This is a genomic window from Microbacterium phycohabitans, from assembly GCF_032464935.1.
Classification (GTDB): Bacteria; Actinomycetota; Actinomycetes; order Actinomycetales; family Microbacteriaceae; genus Microbacterium; species Microbacterium phycohabitans.
Map to the genome: position 1 here is coordinate 382,760 of NZ_JAWDIT010000002.1, position 21,473 is coordinate 404,232.

A 21,473-nucleotide genomic window follows, 5' to 3' on the forward strand; every position below is an offset into this window, starting at 1 on the left:
GAAGCGCACCGTCCGGTGCGCCGTGACACGAGGACGTGCCCGCCATGACCCTTTCGGCTCTGCGCGACGATGCGCTGCGGGCGCGTGACGCGTCCACCGAGGTGCGTCTCTCCCTGCCGTGGATCCGCTCCCTGCCGCTGGCGAGCCTGCTCGATCCCGTCGTCGCCCTCGACGGCCGCAGTCACGAGCCCACGATCTCCCTCTCCGGACGCCGAGTGAAAGCCGTCGATCTCGCGGGTGAGAACGGCTGGTGGTACCTGCAGGACCGCGTGGTCCTGGAGATCCCGGATGCCGTGACTCCCGGCATCCACGAGGTCTCCGTCTCGTTTTCCCTCGAGATCCCGTACCTGCCCGGCGGGCCCGATGCGCCCCTGCGGCTGCCGTTCGCGTTCGCCCGCTCGCTGCGGACGACGACGCCCGCGGGGGGCGTCTCGCTCGACGTGGGGGAGGCGGCATGAGTCTCCCCGTGGGATGGATCCTGTCCGCGAGCGCCTTCAACCTCACTCCGGAGGTCATCCGCGCTGAGCACGCGGCCGACGACCTGGCCCTCTCCCTCGTCGAGCGCGGCATCGCGTCGGCGATCGAGATCGAACTCGGGCAGATGTGGCGCGGATTCCCCTCCCCCGCTCCGGCGGACGCTGCACGATTCCGCGACCGACTCGCCGCGGCGGGCGGGCGCGTGAGCATCGTCGGGGTGAGCATCGACGAGTTCGACCGCGGCCGTCGCCGGACGGACGCCGAGCGTCGGGCCTTCCTCGAGCCGCAGCTGCGCGCCGCGGCCGCCGCCGGCGCCACGGGCGTGCGTCTGCCGATCGGCCAGGCCGGGGCGCTGCTCGACAGCCTCATCCCTCTGCTCGAAGAACTCGACCTGGTGCTGTTCGAAGAGGCGCAGGGGCACGAGACCCCCGCCGCGCGCCCGGAGGCCTACGCCCGCATCGCCGAGCTCGACACCCCGCACGTGCGGCTGCTGCTCGACATCAGCATGCTCATGCCCGCCCTGCCGGTGACCTACCTCGATCGGCTCGAGCGGGGTGGCATCCCGGCCGATCTCCTGCGGCGCCTGCGCGACGAGTGGCGCGACCCGGCGACCCACGAGGCGGTGGTCGGCCTGCTGCGCTCGGGCGACGTGCCGGGGCCGGTGCACACGCTCTACATGAACCTGCTCGTGCGCTTCGGTCGCGCGCAGGTCTCCGACCTGGCATCCGTCCTTCCGCTGGTCGGGGCGACGCACCTGAAGTTCTGGGATCTCGACGATTCCGACGACCGACTTTCCGACCCCCTTCGCGACGTGGGCACCGCCCTCGGCGCGACGGGCTTCACCGGCACGCTCTGCAGCGAGTGGGGCGGCCAGGAGTGGCTCGACGACGACCCGTGGGAGATGACCTCGCGTCATCTCGCTCTGGCCGGCGCTCTCCTCTCCGACCGTCACCCATCCGCACCTCTTCAGAGAGCGAGCACGCAATGACCGATCGACCTCCCATCAAGTGGAGCTACATGGACCACTGGCGCGCCCAGGGTCCCGCCGGCCCCTACGACCAGTGGCAGTCGCGCCTGGCGATGAAGCGGTTCCTGCAGCAGGTCGCCGCCGTCGGCTTCGACGCGATCGACACCTTCGACTTCCGCATCTGGCAGATCTTCGAGCAGTACGGATCCGTCGCGAACTACCAGGAGTTCGTGCAGGAGCAGGGCCTCGAGCGCATCGTGAACACCTTCCACGGCGTCTACTACTCCCCCGACCGCTACGCCCCCGAGGTTCCGGCCACGCACGCCACGATCCTCGAGGACTTCCAGCGGACGATGGACATGTGGTCGGGCATCCAGCTCGACAACATCATCGTCATGCCGGGATCCCGTTACTTCGACGAAGCCGGTGTCCCCGACGACGGGCTCAAGCACGCCGCCGACATCTGGGGGAAGGTCGGCGAGCTCACGCAGCAGTACGGCGTGAACCTCACCTGCCACCACGAGTTCTACGCCGGCATCCGCACGCGAGATCAGATCGACCGGTTCTACTCCTACGCCGACCCGCGGTACGTGAAGTTCTTCGTCGACACCGCGCAGCACTGCATCGCCGACGTCGACCCCGTCGACGTGTACGCCGCGCACCACGAGCGGGTGACCGGCTTCCACTTCAAGGACACCCGGCACAAGGACGTGAACGACGACTACCGGATGTTCCCGGATGCCGAGGTCTCGGCGACGACGACGGAGAAGTGGTTCTACGAGATGGGCACCGATGAGGGGCTCGTCGACTTCGAGGCGATGATGCGCGCGGTCCGCGACAACGGGTACACCGGCTGGATCAGCGTCGAGCACGACAAGGCCGACAAGCTCGGCGGCGACTACGCCGAGAGCACCGCGATCTCGCGGTGGTACGCCAAGAACGTGCTGGACGGCATCTACAACGAGGAGGTCGCGCGATGAGCGACGTGCGCTGGGCCTACGCCATCAACCAGTGGGACACCAACATCGACTCGTTCGTGCGCAAGCGCGAGCACGAGCGGGCGTTCAAGACCGTCTCGATCAGCGGGTTCTCCGGGATCGAGCTCACCGCCGTGAGCTTCGGCGCGTGGGAGCCGCTGGGTACCCCGCAGCAGCTCGCCGACCTGTACGGCTCGGTCGAGGAGTTCGGGCGATTCCTGGCCTCGTGCGCGATCGACGCCGTGAGCAGCTACGTCTACGACCCCTCGGTCGGCTTCGAGGTCGAGATGGGCCGGGGGCCCGATCCCCTCGACCCCGCCTCCGTCGAGCAGATCGTGCGCACCGCCCGCTGGTTCGCCGATGCCCTTCGCCGCCTCGGCGGCAGCGTCCTGGTCGTGCGCGCGGCGCCGTCGGCGTGGCAGACGGGGGCCCTGTCCGACGAGCAGATCGGCGTCCTCGCCGACCTGTGGAACACCGTCGGCGCGGCGATCGCGGCCGACGGCATCGCCCTGGGCCTGCACGTCGACTTCCTCTCCGCGCTGCGCCTGGGCGATGGCATCCATCGTCTGCTCGCGGCCACCGACGCGGCGACGGTGGGGCTCGCGATCGACACCGCCGAGTATGCGATCGCCGGCATCGACCCCATCGCGCTCTACCGGCAGTATGCGGACCGGGTGGTCCACGTGCAGCTCAAGGACGCGCGCGAGACGGTGGACGACGCCGAGGCCTCGACCCCGCACGCCGAGCAGTTCATCCGCACCGAGGGCGGCGCGCGCAAGATCCTGCGCTGGTTCTACGAGCCGAGCGACGAGCGGGCGCTCGTCGACTTCGAGGGCTTCGTCGGCGCCCTGGCCGAGCACGGCTACCGCGGCTGGATCGTCGTCGAGTCCGACCAGAGCCCGCACCCGGCCGAGAGCACGATGGTGGCGGGCTGGTACGTGCAGAGGGTGTTGCAGCCGATCCTCGAAGGGGCGCGGGTCTCGGCCTGACCCGATGCGGGGGGTCGGATGCCGTCGCTGCAGACGTCTGCCGGCGACGGGATCCGACCCCGACCGCGTTCCCCGACAGGGGATTCCGCGAGAACAGGACGACCCCGCGCCGAGGCGGCCTGGCTCGGCGTGATCCCCTGTCCTCGTGGGGTGGGCACGCCGCCGGCTCAGCGCGGCAGCAACCCTGCCGCGCGGTAGATCGCGTCGACCACCCTCATCGTGCCGACGCCGCGGCGGGCGTCGAGGACGCTCTCCGATCCGTCGGCGAGCACGTCGCGCAGGTGCTCGAGCTGGCGGACGTAGCTGTTCTCGGCCGGGTCGGCCGCGACCTCGCGCAGCACCTCACCGTCGGGAGACGTCACCGTCAGCGTCGCGCCCCACTGCGGCACGATCACGCTCGTCGCGAGCAGCGACGCCTCGCTGCCGTCGACCCGCACCCACATGGCGCCCGTGTCGTCACCGAGGAACGAGGCCCGCAGAAGGGCGGGGATGCCGCCGGGCAGGCGCAGCTCCGCGTCGGTCTGCAGGTCGATGCGGGGGTCGGCGTCGTACGTCTGAGCCGTCGCCGACACGACCTCGGGCTCGCCGAAGGCGGTACGGAGCAGGTCGACGGCATAGCAGCCGACGTCCATCACCGCGCCGCCCGCGAGGTCACCGTCGAGGCGGATGTTGCCCGGCTGCACGACGAAGTGCGGGATGCTGAAGTCGACCTCGACCAGCTTCACCTCGCCCAGCACCCCCGACGCGATCGTGTCGAGCAGGTCGCGGATGAAGCCGTGCAGGCGGAAGTGGAATCCGACGAAGGCCCGCCGCCCCGCGGCATCCGCGGCATCGGCGATCTGCTGCGCGGTCGCTCCGTTCGCCGAGAGGGGCTTCTCGCACAGCACGTTCTTGCCCGCGGCGAGCGCCCGGGTCGCCCACTCGGCGTGGATGATCGGCGGCAGCGCGAGGTACACGAGATCGACCCGCGGGTCGGCGAGCACCTCGTCGTAATCACCCCACGCCGGCAGGTCGAGGCGGTCGGCGAACGCCCGAGCCCGCTCGGGGTCACGCGCACCGATGGCGACGACCGCGACGCCGTCGACCGTCCGCGCGGGCTCCACCATCGCGCGCTCCGCGATGCCGCCCGCCCCGAGGATCCCGATCCCGATCATGCCCGTCCCACCCCCACTGATAAACGCTGTTCGTACCCGTAAACGCCGCGACACCGCGTTTCTCGCACCGGACAGCGTTTATCGCGGGGTTACGCACCGGCGCGCGCCTGGGCACGCCACCCGCACTCCCCGGCGCGCACCTGGGCACGCCACCCGCACTCCCCGGCGCACGGTCGGCATGCTCGCCCGGTTACGCCGCCCGATTGCCGGCTCTGCCGTCACCCCTCGCCGTTGTAGTACGGCCAGGGGTTGATGCGGCGGTCGCCGCGGCGATCCGGACCCGTCAGCGTGACCTCGCCGGTCGCCGCCCACTCCACCCCGCGCGGGAACATGCGGATGAACTCGATGCGCCGGAACGTGTCGATGTCGTGGCCGATCGTGATCGTGAACGAGCGCCCCGCGCCGTATTCGTTGATCCAGGCCAGCGGCTGCTCGGTGTTGATGCCCGGCAGCGCCGCGATACCCTCCGGAGGGATGTCGACCGGGTAGTGCGACATCGGCCACACCGGTGCCTTCTCGTACGCCTCGAGGTCGTCGAAGGTCGTCAGCAGCACCTGGGCGCCCTCGTACATCTGCACGCCGACGAGGATGTCGTCGCCGGTCACCGTCCAGGTGGCGTTGATGCCCTCGGTGATCGGATGCCGGGGCTCGGCCGTGTGCAGCTGCGCCTCGCCCCACGGACGCGGGCGCAGCCCCGTCTCCCACGCGCTGAGCTTGGCTCCGCGCATGACGTTGTACTCCTCGGGGTACCCCCACCGATCCTCTTGCGCCGCGGAGCCGTGGAACCAGACGATCCCCTTGCCCTCGTCGTGAACGAAGCGCAGGATCGCGGCATCCGTCTCCGCGCCGAAGCCGGTGGCCATGTCGTGGTAGCCGTCGCGTCCCTCGAAGATGACGATGAGCACGTCGTACTTGTCGATGACGCTCGCGGGGAGACCCCGCGGGTCTTCGACCACACGGACCTTGAAGCGACCGGTGTCCTCCAGCAGCGTCGTGATCCACTGGTTGTGCAGGCGGAAGCTGCGGTGGGCGTTGTCGTGCTCGATGGTCATGTGACCCGAGAGGATGAGAACGTTCAGCACGTCGGTCATGCGTCAGCCCTTCTGCGAGAACGCCGCGTCGAAGAGCTGGTGGGGCGGAGTGATCTCGCCGAGCTTGCGCACGAAGGCCAGGGCCTCGGGGCCGCCGACGAGGCGGTCCATGCCGGCGTCCTCCCACTCCACGCTCGTGGGTCCGTCGTAGCCGATCGCGTTGAGCGCGCGGAAGAGCGGCTCCCACGGCACGTCGCCGTGTCCTGTGGAGACGAAGGTCCACCCGCGGCGCGGGTTGTCCCACGACAGGTGCGAACCGAGTACGCCGTTGCGGCCGTCGAGGTTGGTCGTCGACTCCTTGCAGTGCACGTGGAAGATGTGGTCGGCGAAATCGAGCACGAAGGCCACCGAGTCCAGCTGCTGCCACACGAAGTGCGAGGGGTCGAAGTTGAAGCCGAAGCTCTTGCGGTGCCCGATGGCCTCGAGCGTCTTCTTCGCGGTCCAGTAGTCGTAGGCGATCTCGGAGGGGTGCACCTCGAGCGCGAAGCGCACGCCGACCTCCTCGAACACGTCGAGGATCGGATGCCAGCGCTCGGCGAAGTCCGCGTAGCCGCGCTCGATCATGGCGTCGGAGGCCGGCGGGAACATCGCCACGTACTTCCAGATGCTCGACCCGGTGAAGCCCGTCACGGTCTTCACCCCGAGTTTCGCGGCGAAGCGCGCCGTGTTCTTGAGGTCTTCCGCCGCGCGCCGCCGGACGCCCTCGGCATCCCCGTCTCCCCACACCCGCGGCGGGACGATGTCGTGGTGACGCTCGTCGATCGGGTCGTCGCACACGGCCTGGCCCACGAGGTGGTTGGAGATCGTCCAGACCTTCAGGCCGTTGCGTTCGAGGATGTCGAGGCGCGACTGCACGTAATCGGCGTCGTCCCAGCGCGAGACGTCGATGTGGTCGCCCCAGCAGGCGATCTCGAGACCGTCGTAGCCCCACTCCCCGGCGAGGCGCGCGACCTCTTCGAAGGGCAGGTCGGCCCACTGGCCGGTGAACAGGGTGATCGGGCGGGCCATGATGCTCCTTCGCGTCAGGCGACCGGGACGCCGGCGGCCACGCCGGTCCAGGCCGAATCATTGTCGTTGCTGCGCTCGACGGCGTCGAGCACGCGCTGCACGCTGAGCCCCTCGTCGAACGTGGGGTGCGGGTCGGTGCCGGAGTCGATCGCGCCGACCAGGTCGACCACCTGGTGGCTGAACCCGTGCTCGTAGCCGAGCATGTGACCCGCGGGCCACCACGCCGAGACGTAGGGATGCTGCGGCTCGGTCACCAGCACCTGCGTGAAGCCCTGACGCCCCTCGGGCGCGGTGCGATCGTAGAAGCGCAGGCTGTTCAGGTCTTCGAGGTCGAAGGCCAGGGCCCCGCGATCCCCCGACACCTCGATCGTGAGGGCGTTCTTGCGCCCCGTCGCGAAGCGCGTCGCCTCGAACGAGGCGAGAGCGCCGTTGGCCAGGCGTCCGGTGAAGATCGCGGCGTCGTCGACCGTGACGTCGCCGACGCCCTGGCCCGCCGAACCCGACAACCCCGAACCGGCGGCCTGAAGCGGGCGCTGCTTCACGATCGTCTCCAGCGTCCCCGTGACGCTCTCGACGCCGAGCCCGGTGACGAACTGGGTCATGTCGATGATGTGCGCCCCGATGTCGCCGAGCGCACCGGAGCCCGCGTGCTCCTTCTGCAGTCGCCAGGCGAGCGGCATCCCGGGGTCGACGAGCCAGTCCTGCCGGTAGGCCGCGCGCACCTGCTGAACGGTGCCGACGGCGCCCTCGGCGATCATGTCGCGCAGCAGCGTGACGGCCGGCACGCGGCGGTACGTGAAGCCGACCATCGACCGGATGCCGCGGGCTCGCGCCCGCTCGGCCGCCTCGGCCATGGCCTCGGCCTCGGCCACCGTGTTGGCCAGGGGCTTCTCGCACAGCACGTGCTTGCCCGCCTCGAGCGCCGCGATCGCGATCTCGGCGTGCGAATCGCCGGGGGTGACGATGTCGACGATGTCGATGTCGTCGCGCGCGACGACCTCGCGCCAGTCGGTGGCCGACTCGCTCCACCCCCACTTCTCGGCGGCGGATGCCACGGCATCCGCGTTCCGACCGACGACGACGGTCATCTCGACAGCTCGTGGCAGCTCGAACATCCGCGGTGCCTGGCGCCAGCCCACGGAGTGCGCCGCGCCCATGAAGCCGTAGCCGATCATGGCGACGCGCAGCGGAGCCGTCATGACAGCACCAGCTCGCGCTCGACCGGAACCCGGTTGGTGACGTAGCGCCCGGGGCCGCCGTCGGCGCCCGGCATGATCTGCATGTAGAGCAGACGCATGGTCAGCACGACCTCGACCGTGACCTTCTCGCCCGCGGCGGGCGGGGCGTCGAGGTGGATGAGCACGTCGGGGCGGTCGGCCACGAACCACAGCGTCTCGGACTGCTCGGGCAGTTCTTCCACGCGGTAGGCGCGACCGTCGAGCGAGAAGCGCAGGTCGCCCTTCGGCACGGTGACGCCGTTCACCGTCACGGCGACGTCGTCGACGGCCGACAGCCAGAGGCTGCGGTACCAGGGCAGCTGCACCGAGACGGCGAGACCGTCGTCGGTGCGGCGGACGTCCTTCTCGGCGAACAGCGAGTTGTGGGTGGCCATCGGGACTCCTAGGCGAACGTGTCGGTGAAGCGGTCGTGCGCCACCGGCGGCACGGGCTCGAGCTTCTGCGTGGTCTCGGGGCTGTACGGGTGGTTCTTCGACGGCACCGGTTCGTCGGCCGGGGGCATGAAGACCGGCTTGCCGTCGTCGCCGAAGTACATGAGGTCGAGATCGAACGCGCCCTGGTTCTTCAGGCCGAACGCCACCCAGTTCTCCTCGAAGGGCGCGCGGGCGAGCTCGTAGCAGCGGAACTTCCAGAACTTCCACTCGCCGTCCTGCTTGAGGAAGTCGATGGCGTACTTGCACCACACCCAGTGCGCCCAGACCTTCTTGCCGAGCACCTCCTCGGGCGAGTACATGTCGGGGAACGCCTCGGCGACCTTCCGGTCGGTCAGGCCCGATTCGGTGCCCGCCATCATCCACACGCCCTTGGCGGTCTCACCGTCGGCGGCGACCTCGATGACGGGGGTGTTCGTGGCGTGGAGGATGAGTTTGCCCTCGGGGTGGGGGCGGCCGCGGTGGTAGTCGGTCACGCTCTGCCAGGTCGTGTATTGACCGGCGTTGGTATAGCGCGCGCGGATGCCCTCGGTGCCCTCCTTCACCCACATCGGGATGATCTGCTCGTCCTCGAAGGCGTTGTGCAGGTACATGTAGCGGTTGAACAGGTTCTCGACCTGCCCGCGGTCCTCGGCGCGCTGCGCGAGGGCGTGGGCGGCCTCGACCTGCTCGCGCAGACGCGCGACCTCGGCGACGAGCTCGGAGACGGATGCTTCGGCGGTGGTGTTCGACATGCTCACTCCTTCGTGATGGTGCGGATTCACGCGGGCTGACGCGCCGCGACGGTGTCTTCGATGGCCGTGCGCATGAGCGCGTGCTGCTTCTTGACGAGGTTGATGGGGTCGCTCTCGCCGAGGTCGCTGAAGGCGTGCCCCTCCCACTCGCTGGAGAGGTAGCCCCGGTAGCCGCCCTCGACGAACTGCTTCACGATGCGCGGGATGTCCATCGCGGGTTCCTGCCCGTCCGGACCGATGTCGTAGAACTTCGCGTGCACGTGGAAGATCTGCGGCATGATGTCGCGCCACTCCTCCGGCGCGACGAGGCCGTGCATGTTGAACGCGAGACGGGTGAACGGCCCGAAGCGGAGCGGATCCACGCCCTCGCCCGAGAGGTAGTCCTCGAATTTCTGGTTGCGCACGTGCATCGGCGTGGGCTCGTGCCAGATCTCCTCCATGACGGGGAAGTGCTTCTCGTCCATGCCCATCTGCCCGAGCGTGCGCAGCAGCGTCGGCGAGAGCGAGTGCATCGTGGAGGAGAAGTCGGCGGTGAAGCCGAGGCGGTCGCTGCCGAGCTCCTCGTACACCTCCCGGATCTCGAGCACCTTGGGATCGTTGGGACCCGAGGGGGCGTGGATCTCGTAGCCGAGCTTCTGGTCGTATTTCTCGGCGAGGGGCAACAGGCTCCGCAGCAGCTCCTTCCCGGCGGAGCGGATGACGACCCTTTTGAAGCCGAGCGTGTGCGCCGATTTCAGCTGACGGGCGAAGAAGTCATGCTCCTCGTCGGGCGTCATGTCTCGGTCTTTGCGGCGGCCCATGTCGAGGTTCGTGCCCACGGCGCTGGCCTCGAGCCCGTACTTCTCGAGCGAGTCGAACCACAGTTTCACGAAGTCGGCGTCGACGTCGGGGTACGAGCGCAGCAACTGCGCGAAGTTGAACTCGACCCCCGGGCCGATGCCCTGGTCGTGCACCTCTTTGATGAGAGTCTCGGGGGTGTACAAGCCGGCGGCGAACTCGCTCGTCATCGAGTAGAGCGTCGTGCCGAGCTGGATGCCGGTTCCGGCGATGCCGGTGTCGTTCGTCATTACGGTCCTCGGGTGTCGTGTCGGAGGGTGATGCCGGTGGGCGTGGTCCCGGTGGCTTCGACAGGCTCAGCCACCTCGGTCAGCCCCTGTGCGTCGTCGAAAGGCGGTCCCTGAGCTTTGTCGAAGGGTCAGGCGCGGACGGCGTGCGCGAGGTGGGCGTCGAGGACGCGGCGGGCCTCGGCGGCATCCGTGATCATGCGGGAACCTGCGGCCTCGGCGGCGGTGCGCTGGATCGCCTGCTCGCCGCGGATGATCTCGAACGGGCTCTGCCAGTGGTTCCAGTGCCAGCCCTCGTACTCGCTGGACACGGCCCCGCTGTAGCCGTTGTCGACGAGGAGGGTGATGAGGTCGGTGACGGGCACCGAGGGCTCGTTCCCGTTCTCGTCGATGCCGAAGAACTTCCCGTGCACGTGGCGTACCCAGGGCATGATCTCGAGCCAGTCGTCCACGCGCGCCGGGCCGAACAAGCCCGTGCCGTTGATGCCGAAGTCGATGCCCAGGTCGGGCCGACCGTGCTGGTGCGCGAGGCCGATGAACCGGCCGAAGCGCTGACCGTGGTCGGCCTGGTCGGCGGGCGGACCCTGCTCGTAGTACTCGTCCCACAGGGCGACGACCGCGGCGAGCAGCTCCTCCGACGCCCCGCGACGGCGGTACGCCTCGATGAGCGAGGGCGCGAAGCCGGTGACGGTGGCGCCCCAGTCCATCGTGAAGCCGAGGAAAGGCGAGCCGACCTTCTCGTAGCGATCGCGGAGCGCCAGGATGCGCGGGTGCGAGGCGTACTGGTCGGCGTGCACCTCGAGCGCGAGGGTGACGCCGTACTCCTCGGCGATGGGAGCCAAGGCCTCCATCGAGTCGGGGGTGATCGAGATCTGCACGCGGGCGATGGGGAAGCCGAGCTTCGCCGCCGCCGCGATCTGCTTGCGCATGTAGGCGAGCAGCTCGTCCTGATTCATGAGCGCGTCGGGGCGCAGGCCGATGTCGGCGTTCACCGCGAGCGAGGTGCGGACGAGCCCCACCTCGTCGATGAGGTCGGAGAACCGGCCGGCGAAGTGGTCGTCGATCTCGGGGAAGCCGCGGAAGCTCGAGAAGCCGATGATCTCCAGCCCCGGACCGAAGCCCTCGGCCGCGGTCTTGCGGATGAGCTGGTCGAGGTCGTACTCACGGCCGTGGAACGCGCGGGTGAAGCTGTAGAGCGTGACGCCCTGGATCGGCGTCCCCTTCTGAGCGGTCATGCGTCGACCTCCTCGGTCTGGCGGACGGTCATCGTCTTGGTGTCGTGCTCCTCGATGTGCAGCACCTGGTCGTCGGCGATGATGATGTACGGGATGTAGAGCTCGAGGTCCACGCGCACCTCGTGCTCCCCGGCATCCACCGCGAGGTCCCCCGAGAGCACGGCGGAGTCGGTCGGGAACCACCACGACTGCGTGTCGGCCTTCATCTCCTCGAAGGTGGACTCGACGCCGTTCATCTCCCACCGCAGCGATGCGGCGGGCACCTGGGCGCCGTCGACGGTCAGCGCGGCGCCGGAGATGCAGGAGGCCGGAAGCGCCCGGTACCAGGGCAGGCGGACCTCCACGGCGACCCGCCCGTCGTGGGCACGCAGCGTGCCCTGTTCGATGATGCGATCCGGGATCACGATGACCTCCTCGTCGGCGCGACCGGGGCCGCAGACCACTTTGTCTGGATTCCTACACTTTAATGTCTGATTTCTGCATAAGCAAGCATCAGGCGGATGCCGAGACGGCGGCGGAGCGGTCCCGCGCGAGCACGGACGCGATCTTGCGCGCCCCGCGCACGGCCAGGGCGACGGAGGTCACCGTCGGGTTGCACGCGGTCGCGGTCGGGATGACGCCGTTACCGGCGACGAACAGGTCGGGAACGCCCCAGACCTCGCTGTCGACGTCGCACACGCTCGTGCCGTCGTCCACGAGTCCCATCCGGGTCGAGCCCTGATAGTGCAGCGACGAACCGAGCGGCAGGGTGAAGGGCTGGTCGCCGACCGGGTCGCCGATCACCTCGGCGAGCCGCGTGATCTCGCGGCGGGCGCGCTCCACGACCTCCTGGTCGCGGTCGGTGAGGCGGTAGTGGATGCGAGGAGCCGGCATCCCGTACCCGTCGACGTGGTCGTCGTCGAAGGCGACGCGGTCCTCGGCCCGCAGATCCTTCGCGCAGAACAGACCGAGCCCCACGATCGACCCCGGAACGACCGGGTCGTCCTCGGCGAGCGGGATCGGAGAGGCATCCAGCTGCATGATCTGGCCGTGGAAGGGCATGTCGTCGGTGAACGGCACCCAGCTCACGCCGCTGTACTCGGCGAGCCCGGCCGTCGGGGCATCCTCGGCGAGCGGCGGCATGTCGCGCAGACGCGAGGCGTAGACCACCTGCGCCTGGTCGTTGAGGTAGCGCCCGAGGGCCTCCGGTCGCACGCCCGACGCCCACAGCAGCTGCGGAGTGCGCAGGGCGTCGGCGGCGACCACGACGTACCGCGCACGGACCACGTGCTCCGCGCCCGAGCGAAGGTCGCGCACGACGACCCCGGCCGCGCGCCCGCCCTCGACGAGCACCCGCACGGCGAGCGACTCGTCGAACAGCGAGAATGCCGGATTGCTCCGCGTGACCTCGCCCAGCACGATGTCCGAGCCCGACCACACCAGGCGTCCGTCTTCGCGGCGGTGCACCGCGAGCGGCATCCGCTGCACCTTGGTCCGGTCGACACGGCCCGCGTCGACCGCGGCCGAGAGCCGCTCGCGCACGATCGCACCGAACGGCGCCGAATCGAACGCATCGGTGGTGACCCCCAGCAGTCGGTCGGCCTCGTCGAGGAGCTCGTCGAGATCGTCGAGGAACCCGATGCGTTCGCTGTCGTTCGGGCGCGGGCAGGCGCCCGTCCAGTGCGCCGCCATCCCGCCCACATTGCTCGACATCGCGGCCACGGGCATGCCGTCCTCGCCGTCGAAGGCGTATCCCTCCTCGAGCAGGAAGGTTCCCGGTCGCGCTCCGCGCACGCCGGCCTTCGCGGCGCCGGGGCTGGCGACCTTCTCGCCGCGCTCCCCCGGCCCCTCCGACGCCACCTGGGCGCGGGCGCGTTCGGCCGGGTCGGCGATGTTCTTCACGTGCGCGCCGGGCGGGTCCGACACGGTCGGGCCCACCTCGAACATCGCGATCGTGGTGCCCGGCGCCCGCTCGGAGAGGATGCGCGCGTAGGCCGATCCGGTCGGGCCGCTGCCGACGATGACGACGTCGACCGTTGCGGGATAACGCCGGGCGTTCATGCCGCGCGCGCGATCTCGACGACGTGGGCGACGGATGCCGCCGACGCGGTGGTCGGGTAGTACTCCAGGCCCACGGGCCCGTCGTAGCCGCCGTCGCGCAGCAGCCGGAAACGCTCGGCCCAGTCGAGGGAGCCCGTCCCGGGCTCGCCGCGGCCGGGGGCGTCGGCGAGCTGAACGTAGTGGATGAGGTCGCCGGCGTTCGCGAGCTCGGCCTGCATGTCCTCGCCCTCGACGGCCGAGTGGTAGATGTCGTAGAGCACCCCGAACTGCGCCGATGCGACCCCGCGAGCGACGTACACGGCCTCGGCGGTGCGGTCCAGGAGCGAGCCCGGGTGGTCGACGCGGACGTTGACCGGCTCGAGCACCAGCCCGACGCCCGATCCGTCGATCTGCGCGATCGCCTTCCGGTAGATCTCGACGAGCTTGTCGAGCTGCACCTGCCGCTTCCACCCGCCGAAGCCCGTGCCGCTGCCGACGACGATGCGGGGGCAGCCGAGCTCGCGGGCGATCTCGACGCCCTCGTCGAGCTTGCGGAAGAACTCCGAGTGGTCCCACGGCGGGATCATGAACTGCGTGCGCGGCTCGGCGAGCTGCGCCGTGAGCTGCACGCCGGTCTCCTCCAGCGCCGCCTTCAGCGCGGGCAGGTTCTTCGGGGTCGCCGGGGCGTCGACACCGGTCGGGCCCCACATCTCGACGGCGTCGAAGCCCGCCGCCGCGGCCGCGCGCACGCGGTCGTGGTAGTCGCCGGCCTCGGTGAAGAGGAGTTCGATGTTGGGGGCGAGCTGGTACATGAGGGGTCCTTTCGAGGGACGGGGCGCGACGGTCGACGGATGCCGCGCTCTGCGGCATCCATCTGGGCAGGCTCAGCCCGTGAGGCCGGTGTTCCGGCGTCGTGGAGGAAGGGCCTCAGCCCTTCAGACCGCCGGCGAAGCCCTGGATGAAGCGCTTCTGGGCGAAGAGGTAGAAGGCGAGGATCGGGATCATCGAGACGATGACGATCGCGAAGATCTGGTTCCAGGCCGAGACCAGGGAGCCGATGTAGTAGTACATGGCGACCGGCAGGGTCTGGTTGGCCGAGCCGCCGAGGAAGATCAGCGAGGTGAAGAAGTCGTTCCAGACGATCAGGCCCGCCAGGATCGCCACCGTTCCCGTGGCGGGCGACATGAGCGGCAGCACGATGCGGAAGAAGATCTGCGTGCGGGTTGCCCCATCGATCGTGGCCGCCTCCTCGTACTCGGTGCCCAGGCCCCGGAAGAACCCGGCGTAGAGGAAGATCGCGAGCGGCAGCAGCATCCCGGTGTAGAGGATGATCATGCCCCAGGCCGAGCCGGTGAGCCCCAGCGAGCGCGCACCGATGTACAGCGGCACGGTGCCGAGCTGAGTCGGCAGCACGATCGCGACGAGGAACAAGTAGTAGACCACGCGACTCCACCGCCGCGTGCTGCGGGCGATGACGTATCCCGTGAGCGAGCCCAGCAACACCATCAGCACGATGCTCCCGGCGGTGATGATGATGCTGTTGACGAGGCCCATCACCACGTTGGAGTTACCGGTCGCAGTGAGCACCTTCAGGAAATTGCCGAAGTCCGGCACCGCCGGAGGCGCCAGGGTCGACGACGTGATGACCTCGCGGTCCGACTTCAGCGACGTGGTGATCAGGAAGTAGAAGGGCAGCAGGAAGACCAGCGCGGCGACCCAGAACAGGAATTCGCGGAGTCCCGTGAGCTTCGTGTAGCGGAACATGTCAGTTCTCCTCCGAACGATCCGCGGTGACGCGCTGCTGGATGACCGCGAAGATCAGGATGATGAGGGTCAGCAGCAGCGCCAGGGCGGCGCCGTAGCCGAAGTTGCCGAGGGCGAAGGACTGCTTGTACACCTGCGTCGCGAGCGTTTCCGTCGCCGCGGCAGGTCCCCCACCGGTCAGCGCCATGATCTGGTCGAAGACGCGCAGCCCGTTCACGAGGCCGAGGGTGGTGGCGATCGCGACGGCGGGACGAATGGACGGAAGCGTCACGTGCCAGAAGCGCTGCCACAGGTTGGCGCCGTCGATGGCCGCGGCCTCTTCGATCTCCACCGGAACGGCGGCGAGACCGGCCATGTAGATGACCATCGCGAAGCCGATGTTCTGCCACACGAGGACGATGAGGATGGTCCAGATCGCCCAGGTCGGGTCGGCGATCCATGCCCGGGCAATCGAGTCCAGGCCCATTCCGCGCAGGACGAGGTTGAGAGGGCCGTTGTAGTCGAAGATGAACTTCCAGATGTACGACGTGGCCAGGGGGCTCAGCACCACGGGCATGAAGAAGAGCGTGCGCAGGATGTAGCGGGTCTTCAGGCCGCGGTTGAGGCCGAGGGCGATGCCGAGACCCAGCACGTTGCTGAGGATGACCGATCCGAAAGCCAGGAACAGGGTGTTCCAGAGCGCCCCGAGCTTGGTCGGGTCTTGGAAGATCCGCACGAAGTTGTCGAGCCCGATCAGCTCGAAGGCCCCGATTCCGGTCCAGTTGGTGAAGGCGAAGAAGCCTCCGACGCTCGTGGCGACGTAGTGGATGCCGATGACGAAGAGGATGCCGGGCAGAGCCCACCACCAGTACCCGAACTTCAGCAGGCCCTTGCGGCGCGGGGCGGGAGCCGTGCGGCGGCGTCCGCCGCGACGCGGCAGGACCACACGCTCGGTTTCGGTGGCGGCGACCTCGCCGGCTCGGAAGGTGGTGCTCATCGCGTCCTCGTCATCCTCGGTGGGGTGCGGCTCCGCCGCCCGGGCCCAGGGGACCGGGCGGCGGATTCACTCAGTTGCCCCAGGCCGCGTCCATGCTCTGCAGCACCTGGTCGATGGTGGTCTGACCCGTGAGCAGACCCTGGCCGCCCGTCTGCAGCGCCTCGTAGACCGAGGGGTTGGGCCAGACGTTGTTCGGCAGCGGCGTGTACTTCTTCTCCTTGAGCAGCTCGGCGACCGGCTCGTAGATGGTGCCCGACAAATCGAGCGAGTCGAAGGCCGACACGGGGAGCTCGCCGGAGAGTTCGTAGTAGCGCTGCTGCTGGGCGGGCTCGGCCATCCAGGCGAGGAAGTCTTCGGCGCCCTGCTTGTTCTTGGCCTTCGCGTTGATCGAGAGCGTGTAGTTCGAGCTGCCCAGGATCATCTCCTGGCCGCTCTTGGCGGCCGGGAACGGCTCGACGGCGAACTCCGCCTCAGCCGGAGCGGCTTTGGCGATCTCGACGGCGGCGCCGGAGGGGATGAAGCTGCCGACCGAGGTGCCCTGCGCGAGCCCGTTGGTGATGGCATCGAAGCCACCGCCTTCGGCGCCGGGCTGGAAGCAGCCCGCGTCCTTGAGATCGACGAAGGTCTGCAGAGCGTCCTTCCATCCTTGGCTGTCGGCGAAGGTGACCTTGCCCTCGGAACGCTGCTCGTTCCAGTCGGGCGTCTGGGCATAGACGCGCGTAGCGGAGATGCCCTGGATCGTCAGGCCGACGTTCGGACCGGCGGCTCCGGCGAGTGCCAGGAGCGACGCACCCTGGCCCTGGAGCGACGAGCAGGCCGTGTTCAGCTCGCTCATGGTCGTGGGGAACTCGGTGAGCCCCTTCATCTTGAGGGTGCCGAGGCTGGCGACGACCGAGCCGATTGTGAAGTCGAGCGGCTGGCCGTAGACCTTGTCGTCGATCGTGTACACCGACTCGCTGCCGGGGATGATGAGCTTCGTCGCGGTGTCGCCGAGCGGCTCGAGGAAGCCGGCCTCGGCGAGCGGGATGATGCCGCGCGCGTCGCCGGAGCCAGGGGTTGTCTGGATGACGTCCGAGGCGTTGCCGGCCTGGAGCTGCGTGCGGATGGTCTCGCCGTACTTGTCGTTCGGCGTGGGGTTCGTCGTGATCGTGACGCCGGAGTGCTGCGCCATGTAGTCCTTCGCGAGCGTCTCGTACGGGCTCTCGAGGTTGTTGGAGGTGGCGAACGTGAAGGTGAACGCGTTGGAGTCACCGCCCGCGTCGCCCGCTCCGGAGCCGGAGCACCCGGCGAGGACGAGAGCGGCGGTTACGGGAAGAGCGAGAAGACCTGCGATCCGCGTGACACGGCGTTGCTGAGTCATGGCCAGCCTTTCTGACGACGTTGTCGGCGAGCCCTTCGGTGGGAGCGCCAGTGCTGTGTGATTCAGTATCTGCGCGATGCGCCGAAAAAGCACATAAGTCTTCGCGATGTTGCACATAAGGGGCTCGGCGTTCTGGGCATCGCCTCAGCCGATGCGCCCTAGCCGACGAATAGACGACGTTGATACAGTGCGAAAAAGCTATCCGAGCGAAGGATCACGCCGTGGTGACCGACCATGCGACGCTGTCGCGCCTCGACCTCAATCTCCTCGTCGCGCTCGACGCCCTTCTGACCGAGCGCAGCGTCACGCGCGCGGCCGAGAGCCTGCATCTGAGTCAGCCCGCCCTCAGCGCCTCGCTCGCGCGGCTGCGCACGCACTTCAACGACCAGATCCTCGCTCGCCGCGGCAACACCTACGAGCTCACCCCGTTCGCCGTGCGCTTGACCGATCACACGAGCACCGCTCTCGAGGCCGCTCGCCGCGTCTTCGAGAGCCAGGCGTCGTGGTCGCCGGCCGAATCGACCCGGGAATTCTCGATCTATGGTTCCGACTACGGCTTCGTCACGGTCGGCACGGTCGTCTCGCAGCTCGCCGCCGAACAGGCGCCGGGTGTGCGGTTCCGCTACATGCTGCACAACCCGGGGATCGTCGAAGATGCCGCGAACCGCCTGCGCTCCGCCGACGGCATGGTCATCCCGCACGGACCGGTGTCGGAGCTTCCCTACCTCGACCTCTGGCAGGACGACTGGCTGGCCGTCGTCGCCGACGACAACGACGAGGTGGGCGAGGCGCTCACGATGCAGAACCTCGCCGACATGCCCTGGGTGCTCACGTTCCAGTCTCGTTCGGCCTTCACCTCGGCCGCTCGCCAGATCCAGCAGCTCGGTGTCGAGCCGCACATCGAGGTGGTGCTCGAGAGCTTCCTCTCGGTGGGGCACTTCGTCAGCGGCACGCGGCGCGTCGGGCTCGTGCAGTCGGCGCTCGCTCCCCACCTGCTGCGCATCGGCGGCATCCGGGTGGTGCCCCTTCCCTTCGCCGCGACGCCGATCGTGAGCGCCCTCTGGTGGCATCCCTCGCACAACCGCGATCCCGAACACGAGTGGATGCGCGGCCTGTTCGCCGAGGCCGGGCGCAGGATCGCCGCGGGGCACGCGCCGCACTGACCTGGCGCCCCGCCGGTTCCCGCGGCCGCGCCCGCGGCCCGTCGGGCATCAGCGATCGTGATGGACGGCATCCGGATGCCACCACGCCCCTCGGTGGCCGGCAGCGACGCCCGCGGGTTAGATTCCAAATCAGAACCAACGTACTGATTCTGTAATCGTGCGTTCGTCGACCGTCTCGTCGTCCGCTCAGTGAGGAGCACACCATGACCGAACCCTTGCGCATCCTGATCGTCGGCGCCGGGATCGGAGGCCTGAGCACGGCCTCGGCACTGGCACGAATCGGGGCGACCGTCGACGTCATCGACGACAAGCCCGAGATCAGCGTCGCGGGCGTCGGCTTCGGGCTGCGCATCAACGGCCTCCGGGCCGTGCGCGATATCGGCATGCTGGAGGACGTCCTCGAGATCGGCCACCCCGCGCCGGGGATCGACAACTACGACGCCGACGGCACCCTCCTCAGCACCATGAGCTACGGCACGCGCGACGAGGGGCTTCCGGGCTGCGTGACGATGTCGCGCATCGCCTTCCTCGAGCTCGCTGCACGCCACGCGCGCGACAACGGCTGTACCTTCCGGATGAGTACGACCGTCACCGACATCTCGCAGCACGACGACGTCGCAACGGTCACCTTCAGCGGCGGAGACCGGGCCGAGTACGACCTCGTGCTCGGCTTCGACGGCCTGCACTCCCAGATCCGACGCGACTACTTCGGGGAGAGGTTCGCTCCCCGCCCGGTGGGCGGGGTGGCGTGGCGCGCGGGGCTGCCCAACCGCCGCAAGATCATGCAGCCCATCATCTGCCAGGGCTATGGCGGCAAGATCATGCTCACGCCCCTGTCGGAAGACCTCATGTACATGGTGCTCACCGTGGCCGAGGAGGGGCGCCCCCGCTACGACGCGACCAAGATGGCGGAGATCATGCACGACCGCGCGGTCGCCCTCACCCGCGGGTCGTCGTTCCTCTCCGACGCGCTCGACGACGTCCGTCACGCCGAGAACGTCGCCTACACGCCGTACTCGACCGTCTGGGTGCCCTACCCCTGGTTCCGCGGACGCGTGATGATCCTGGGCGACGCGGCGCATACCATGACCCCGTACCTCGGATCGGGTGCGGCGATGAGCATCGAGGACGGTGTCGTGCTGGCCCAGGAGCTCGCGAAGGACCAGTCCCTGCTCGACGCCCAGCTCGAGTTCATGAAGCGTCGCCTCCCGCGGGTGCGCGCCGTGCACGAGCGCTCGATCGAGTCGATGCTCGAAGAGTTCGACTCCGTCACCGACGAGACCTATCGCGCGCGCATCGCTCACCTCCGCCACGACGAGCCGATCGCGAACGAGTACGCGAACCGCCTCCTGCAGATGCCCTACTGAGACCCGAGGAGCCGACCGTGTCGCACCCTTCCCGCACCCGAACCCTCATCGTCGACGCCGCGGCGGAGAGCGCCTTCCGTCCCCTGAACGGCGTCGGCGGCGTCCCCGGACCGGTGGACGGCCACCCGGACTTCCCCGACATGACGCCGCTCTGGCGCGAGGCGGGGGTGACGGTCGTCCGCTCGTTCGACTGGGTCTCGCGCCTCGACACGCGCGACAACCCCACGAGCCTGTTCCCCGACTGGAGCGCCGACGTCGACGACCCGGCGAGCTACAACTTCGCTCCCACCGACCAGTGGATCGAGGCGGTGCACGCCATCGGCGCCGAGGTCATGTTCACGATTGCCAGTTCGATCCCGAAGAACAAGCTCCCCGCCGAAGACGTCGAGCTCTACGGCCGGGTGGTCGAACACATCGTGCGCCACTACTCGCAGGGGTGGGCGGGCGGGCCCGCGAAGCCCGTCCGCATCTACGAGTTCGGCGACCAGCCCGACTTCGGGCCCCTGCACTTCGCGGGTCGCCCCGAGGAGTTCTTCGCGATGTACCGCGCCTTCTGCACGGCCGTGCAGCGTGTGGATCCGTCGCTGACGGTCGGGGGGCCCGCGATCGCCTTCCCCCTGGAGGCCGACGCTCCCTACCGCGAGGGCTTCCTCGCTTTCGTGCGCGAGAACGACCTTCCCCTCGACTTCTTCTCATTCCTCTGGTTCACCGACGGCAGCCGCGATCCCCTCGACTACCGCTACGTGGCTCGTGAGCTGCGTACGCTGCTCGACGACCGCGGGTTCACCGAGACCGCCCTGACCCTGAGTTACTGGAACTACCTCGCGGTCCCGAGCTCCACCGCCCCCGCGGCGGAGAAGGGCGCGTTCCAGGCCGCCACGTCCATCGCCCTGCAGGACACCGTGATCGACCACGCCTTCTTCTTCCGCGCCGACAGCGGCCGCGATCCGCACTACGGCTTCGTCGACCCGGGCGGTGTCGGCGACGTCGACGGGCGACCCGATGAGCGCTCCCGTGCGCTCGCTCTGGCCGGACGCGCGCTCACGGGGCGGCGTCTGGCCGTGTCGGGCGGCGACGAATCGGGCCTCGCCTGCGCCGCCGGCCGGGATGGCGACACCCTGCGCGTCCTGGTGGCGAACTACGTCGCCCCCGACAGCGCCCTCGCCCCGCGTGACGAGGACCGTTTCACCTTCCGCATCCCGATCGGCGAGCAGCGCATCGAGCTGGGGCTGACCCTGCCGCCGCAGCGCACCGAGCTGGCATCCGCGGGGGTCGAGTCGGCGCGCATCGAGCTGCAGAACCTCCCCTGGACGGATGCCACGGTGCACGCCACGATCACGTCGCTGAGCGGCGAGGTCGAGGGGCCGCGCCCGGTCGCCGTATCGGCGGAGGGTACCCTCCAGATGGACCTCGCCCTGGCGCCGCAGTCCGTCTTCCTCGTGGAGCTGACGGCGTGAGG

At 69.1% G+C, this 21,473-nt stretch carries 21 protein-coding genes; 7 read left to right on the forward strand and 14 right to left on the reverse strand.

All coding sequences use genetic code 11. The annotated features are described in order from the left end of the window. Nucleotides 1–44 precede the first annotated feature (44 nt). The 4 genes from RWH44_RS06205 to RWH44_RS06220 are packed head-to-tail and all read left to right on the forward strand — an operon-like array spanning nt 45 to nt 3,410. Nucleotides 45–458 carry a hypothetical protein gene (locus tag RWH44_RS06205; RefSeq protein WP_316003891.1) on the forward strand — a complete coding sequence of 138 codons (414 nt, stop codon included), beginning with the start codon at nt 45–47 and terminating at the stop codon, nt 456–458. Continuing rightward, nucleotides 455–1,465: a restriction endonuclease subunit R gene (locus RWH44_RS06210; RefSeq protein WP_316003892.1), complete on the forward strand. Its 1,011-nt coding sequence runs from the start codon at nt 455–457 to the stop codon at nt 1,463–1,465. The genes RWH44_RS06205 and RWH44_RS06210 overlap by 4 nt, the downstream gene beginning before the upstream one ends. Continuing rightward, nucleotides 1,462–2,424, forward strand: a complete 963-nt coding sequence (locus RWH44_RS06215; protein ID WP_316003893.1) for a sugar phosphate isomerase/epimerase family protein — start codon at nt 1,462–1,464, stop codon at nt 2,422–2,424. Before RWH44_RS06210 ends, RWH44_RS06215 begins: the two co-directional genes overlap by 4 nt. After that, the gene (locus tag RWH44_RS06220; RefSeq protein WP_316003894.1) at nt 2,421–3,410 is read left to right on the forward strand and encodes a sugar phosphate isomerase/epimerase family protein; all 990 of its coding nucleotides are present in this window, start codon (nt 2,421–2,423) and stop codon (nt 3,408–3,410) included. The genes RWH44_RS06215 and RWH44_RS06220 overlap by 4 nt, the downstream gene beginning before the upstream one ends. Before the next feature lie 167 nt (nt 3,411–3,577). On the opposite strand, the gene RWH44_RS06225 is transcribed toward RWH44_RS06220, so the two are convergent. The 14 genes from RWH44_RS06225 to RWH44_RS06290 form a co-directional block, all read right to left on the reverse strand. Then, nucleotides 3,578–4,564: a Gfo/Idh/MocA family protein gene (locus RWH44_RS06225; RefSeq protein ID WP_316003895.1), complete on the reverse strand. Its 987-nt coding sequence runs from the start codon at nt 4,562–4,564 to the stop codon at nt 3,578–3,580. 218 nt (nt 4,565–4,782) lie between these two features. Beyond that, nucleotides 4,783–5,655, reverse strand: coding sequence for a ThuA domain-containing protein (locus tag RWH44_RS06230; RefSeq protein WP_316003896.1), 873 nt, complete (start codon nt 5,653–5,655; stop codon nt 4,783–4,785). 3 nt (nt 5,656–5,658) lie between these two features. Continuing rightward, nucleotides 5,659–6,663 carry a sugar phosphate isomerase/epimerase family protein gene (locus tag RWH44_RS06235; RefSeq protein ID WP_316003897.1) on the reverse strand — a complete coding sequence of 335 codons (1,005 nt, stop codon included), beginning with the start codon at nt 6,661–6,663 and terminating at the stop codon, nt 5,659–5,661. 14 nt (nt 6,664–6,677) lie between these two features. Next, a complete protein-coding gene (locus tag RWH44_RS06240; protein ID WP_316003898.1) occupies nt 6,678–7,862 on the reverse strand; it encodes a Gfo/Idh/MocA family protein in 1,185 nt (394 codons plus the stop codon). Next, nucleotides 7,859–8,275 carry a C-glycoside deglycosidase beta subunit domain-containing protein gene (locus RWH44_RS06245; RefSeq protein WP_316003899.1) on the reverse strand — a complete coding sequence of 139 codons (417 nt, stop codon included), beginning with the start codon at nt 8,273–8,275 and terminating at the stop codon, nt 7,859–7,861. Before RWH44_RS06245 ends, RWH44_RS06240 begins: the two co-directional genes overlap by 4 nt. 8 nt (nt 8,276–8,283) lie before the next feature. Continuing rightward, the gene (locus RWH44_RS06250; RefSeq protein ID WP_316003900.1) at nt 8,284–9,066 is read right to left on the reverse strand and encodes a nuclear transport factor 2 family protein; all 783 of its coding nucleotides are present in this window, start codon (nt 9,064–9,066) and stop codon (nt 8,284–8,286) included. 26 nt (nt 9,067–9,092) lie between these two features. After that, nucleotides 9,093–10,133: a sugar phosphate isomerase/epimerase family protein gene (locus RWH44_RS06255; protein ID WP_316003901.1), complete on the reverse strand. Its 1,041-nt coding sequence runs from the start codon at nt 10,131–10,133 to the stop codon at nt 9,093–9,095. Between the two features lie 128 nt (nt 10,134–10,261). Further along, nucleotides 10,262–11,365, reverse strand: coding sequence for a sugar phosphate isomerase/epimerase family protein (locus RWH44_RS06260; RefSeq protein WP_316003902.1), 1,104 nt, complete (start codon nt 11,363–11,365; stop codon nt 10,262–10,264). Further along, nucleotides 11,362–11,769 (reverse strand): C-glycoside deglycosidase beta subunit domain-containing protein, encoded by a 408-nt coding sequence (locus RWH44_RS06265; RefSeq protein WP_316003903.1) that lies wholly within the window; start codon nt 11,767–11,769, stop codon nt 11,362–11,364. Before RWH44_RS06265 ends, RWH44_RS06260 begins: the two co-directional genes overlap by 4 nt. An 88-nt stretch (nt 11,770–11,857) precedes the next feature. Beyond that, nucleotides 11,858–13,405, reverse strand: coding sequence for a c-glycoside 3-oxidase CarA (gene carA, locus RWH44_RS06270; protein WP_316003904.1), 1,548 nt, complete (start codon nt 13,403–13,405; stop codon nt 11,858–11,860). Continuing rightward, complete coding sequence (locus tag RWH44_RS06275; protein WP_316003905.1) at nt 13,402–14,196, reverse strand: TIM barrel protein; 795 nt, start codon at nt 14,194–14,196, stop codon at nt 13,402–13,404. The genes carA and RWH44_RS06275 overlap by 4 nt, the downstream gene beginning before the upstream one ends. A gap of 115 nt (nt 14,197–14,311) precedes the next feature. Then, nucleotides 14,312–15,148, reverse strand: coding sequence for a carbohydrate ABC transporter permease (locus RWH44_RS06280; RefSeq protein ID WP_316003906.1), 837 nt, complete (start codon nt 15,146–15,148; stop codon nt 14,312–14,314). A gap of 1 nt (nt 15,149) precedes the next feature. Then, a complete protein-coding gene (locus RWH44_RS06285) occupies nt 15,150–16,124 on the reverse strand; it encodes a carbohydrate ABC transporter permease (RefSeq protein ID WP_316003907.1) in 975 nt (324 codons plus the stop codon). Between the two features lie 70 nt (nt 16,125–16,194). Continuing rightward, nucleotides 16,195–17,484: an ABC transporter substrate-binding protein gene (locus tag RWH44_RS06290; protein WP_316003908.1), complete on the reverse strand. Its 1,290-nt coding sequence runs from the start codon at nt 17,482–17,484 to the stop codon at nt 16,195–16,197. A gap of 224 nt (nt 17,485–17,708) precedes the next feature. Here RWH44_RS06290 and RWH44_RS06295 point away from each other — a divergent pair, with 224 nt between their 5' ends. From RWH44_RS06295 to RWH44_RS06305, 3 genes are all read left to right on the forward strand, one after another. Further along, nucleotides 17,709–18,647, forward strand: coding sequence for a LysR family transcriptional regulator (locus RWH44_RS06295; RefSeq protein ID WP_316004270.1), 939 nt, complete (start codon nt 17,709–17,711; stop codon nt 18,645–18,647). 203 nt (nt 18,648–18,850) lie between these two features. Then, complete coding sequence (locus RWH44_RS06300; RefSeq protein WP_316003909.1) at nt 18,851–20,014, forward strand: FAD-dependent monooxygenase; 1,164 nt, start codon at nt 18,851–18,853, stop codon at nt 20,012–20,014. A gap of 17 nt (nt 20,015–20,031) precedes the next feature. Beyond that, nucleotides 20,032–21,471 (forward strand): GH39 family glycosyl hydrolase, encoded by a 1,440-nt coding sequence (locus RWH44_RS06305; RefSeq protein WP_316003910.1) that lies wholly within the window; start codon nt 20,032–20,034, stop codon nt 21,469–21,471. Nucleotides 21,472–21,473 lie beyond the last annotated feature (2 nt).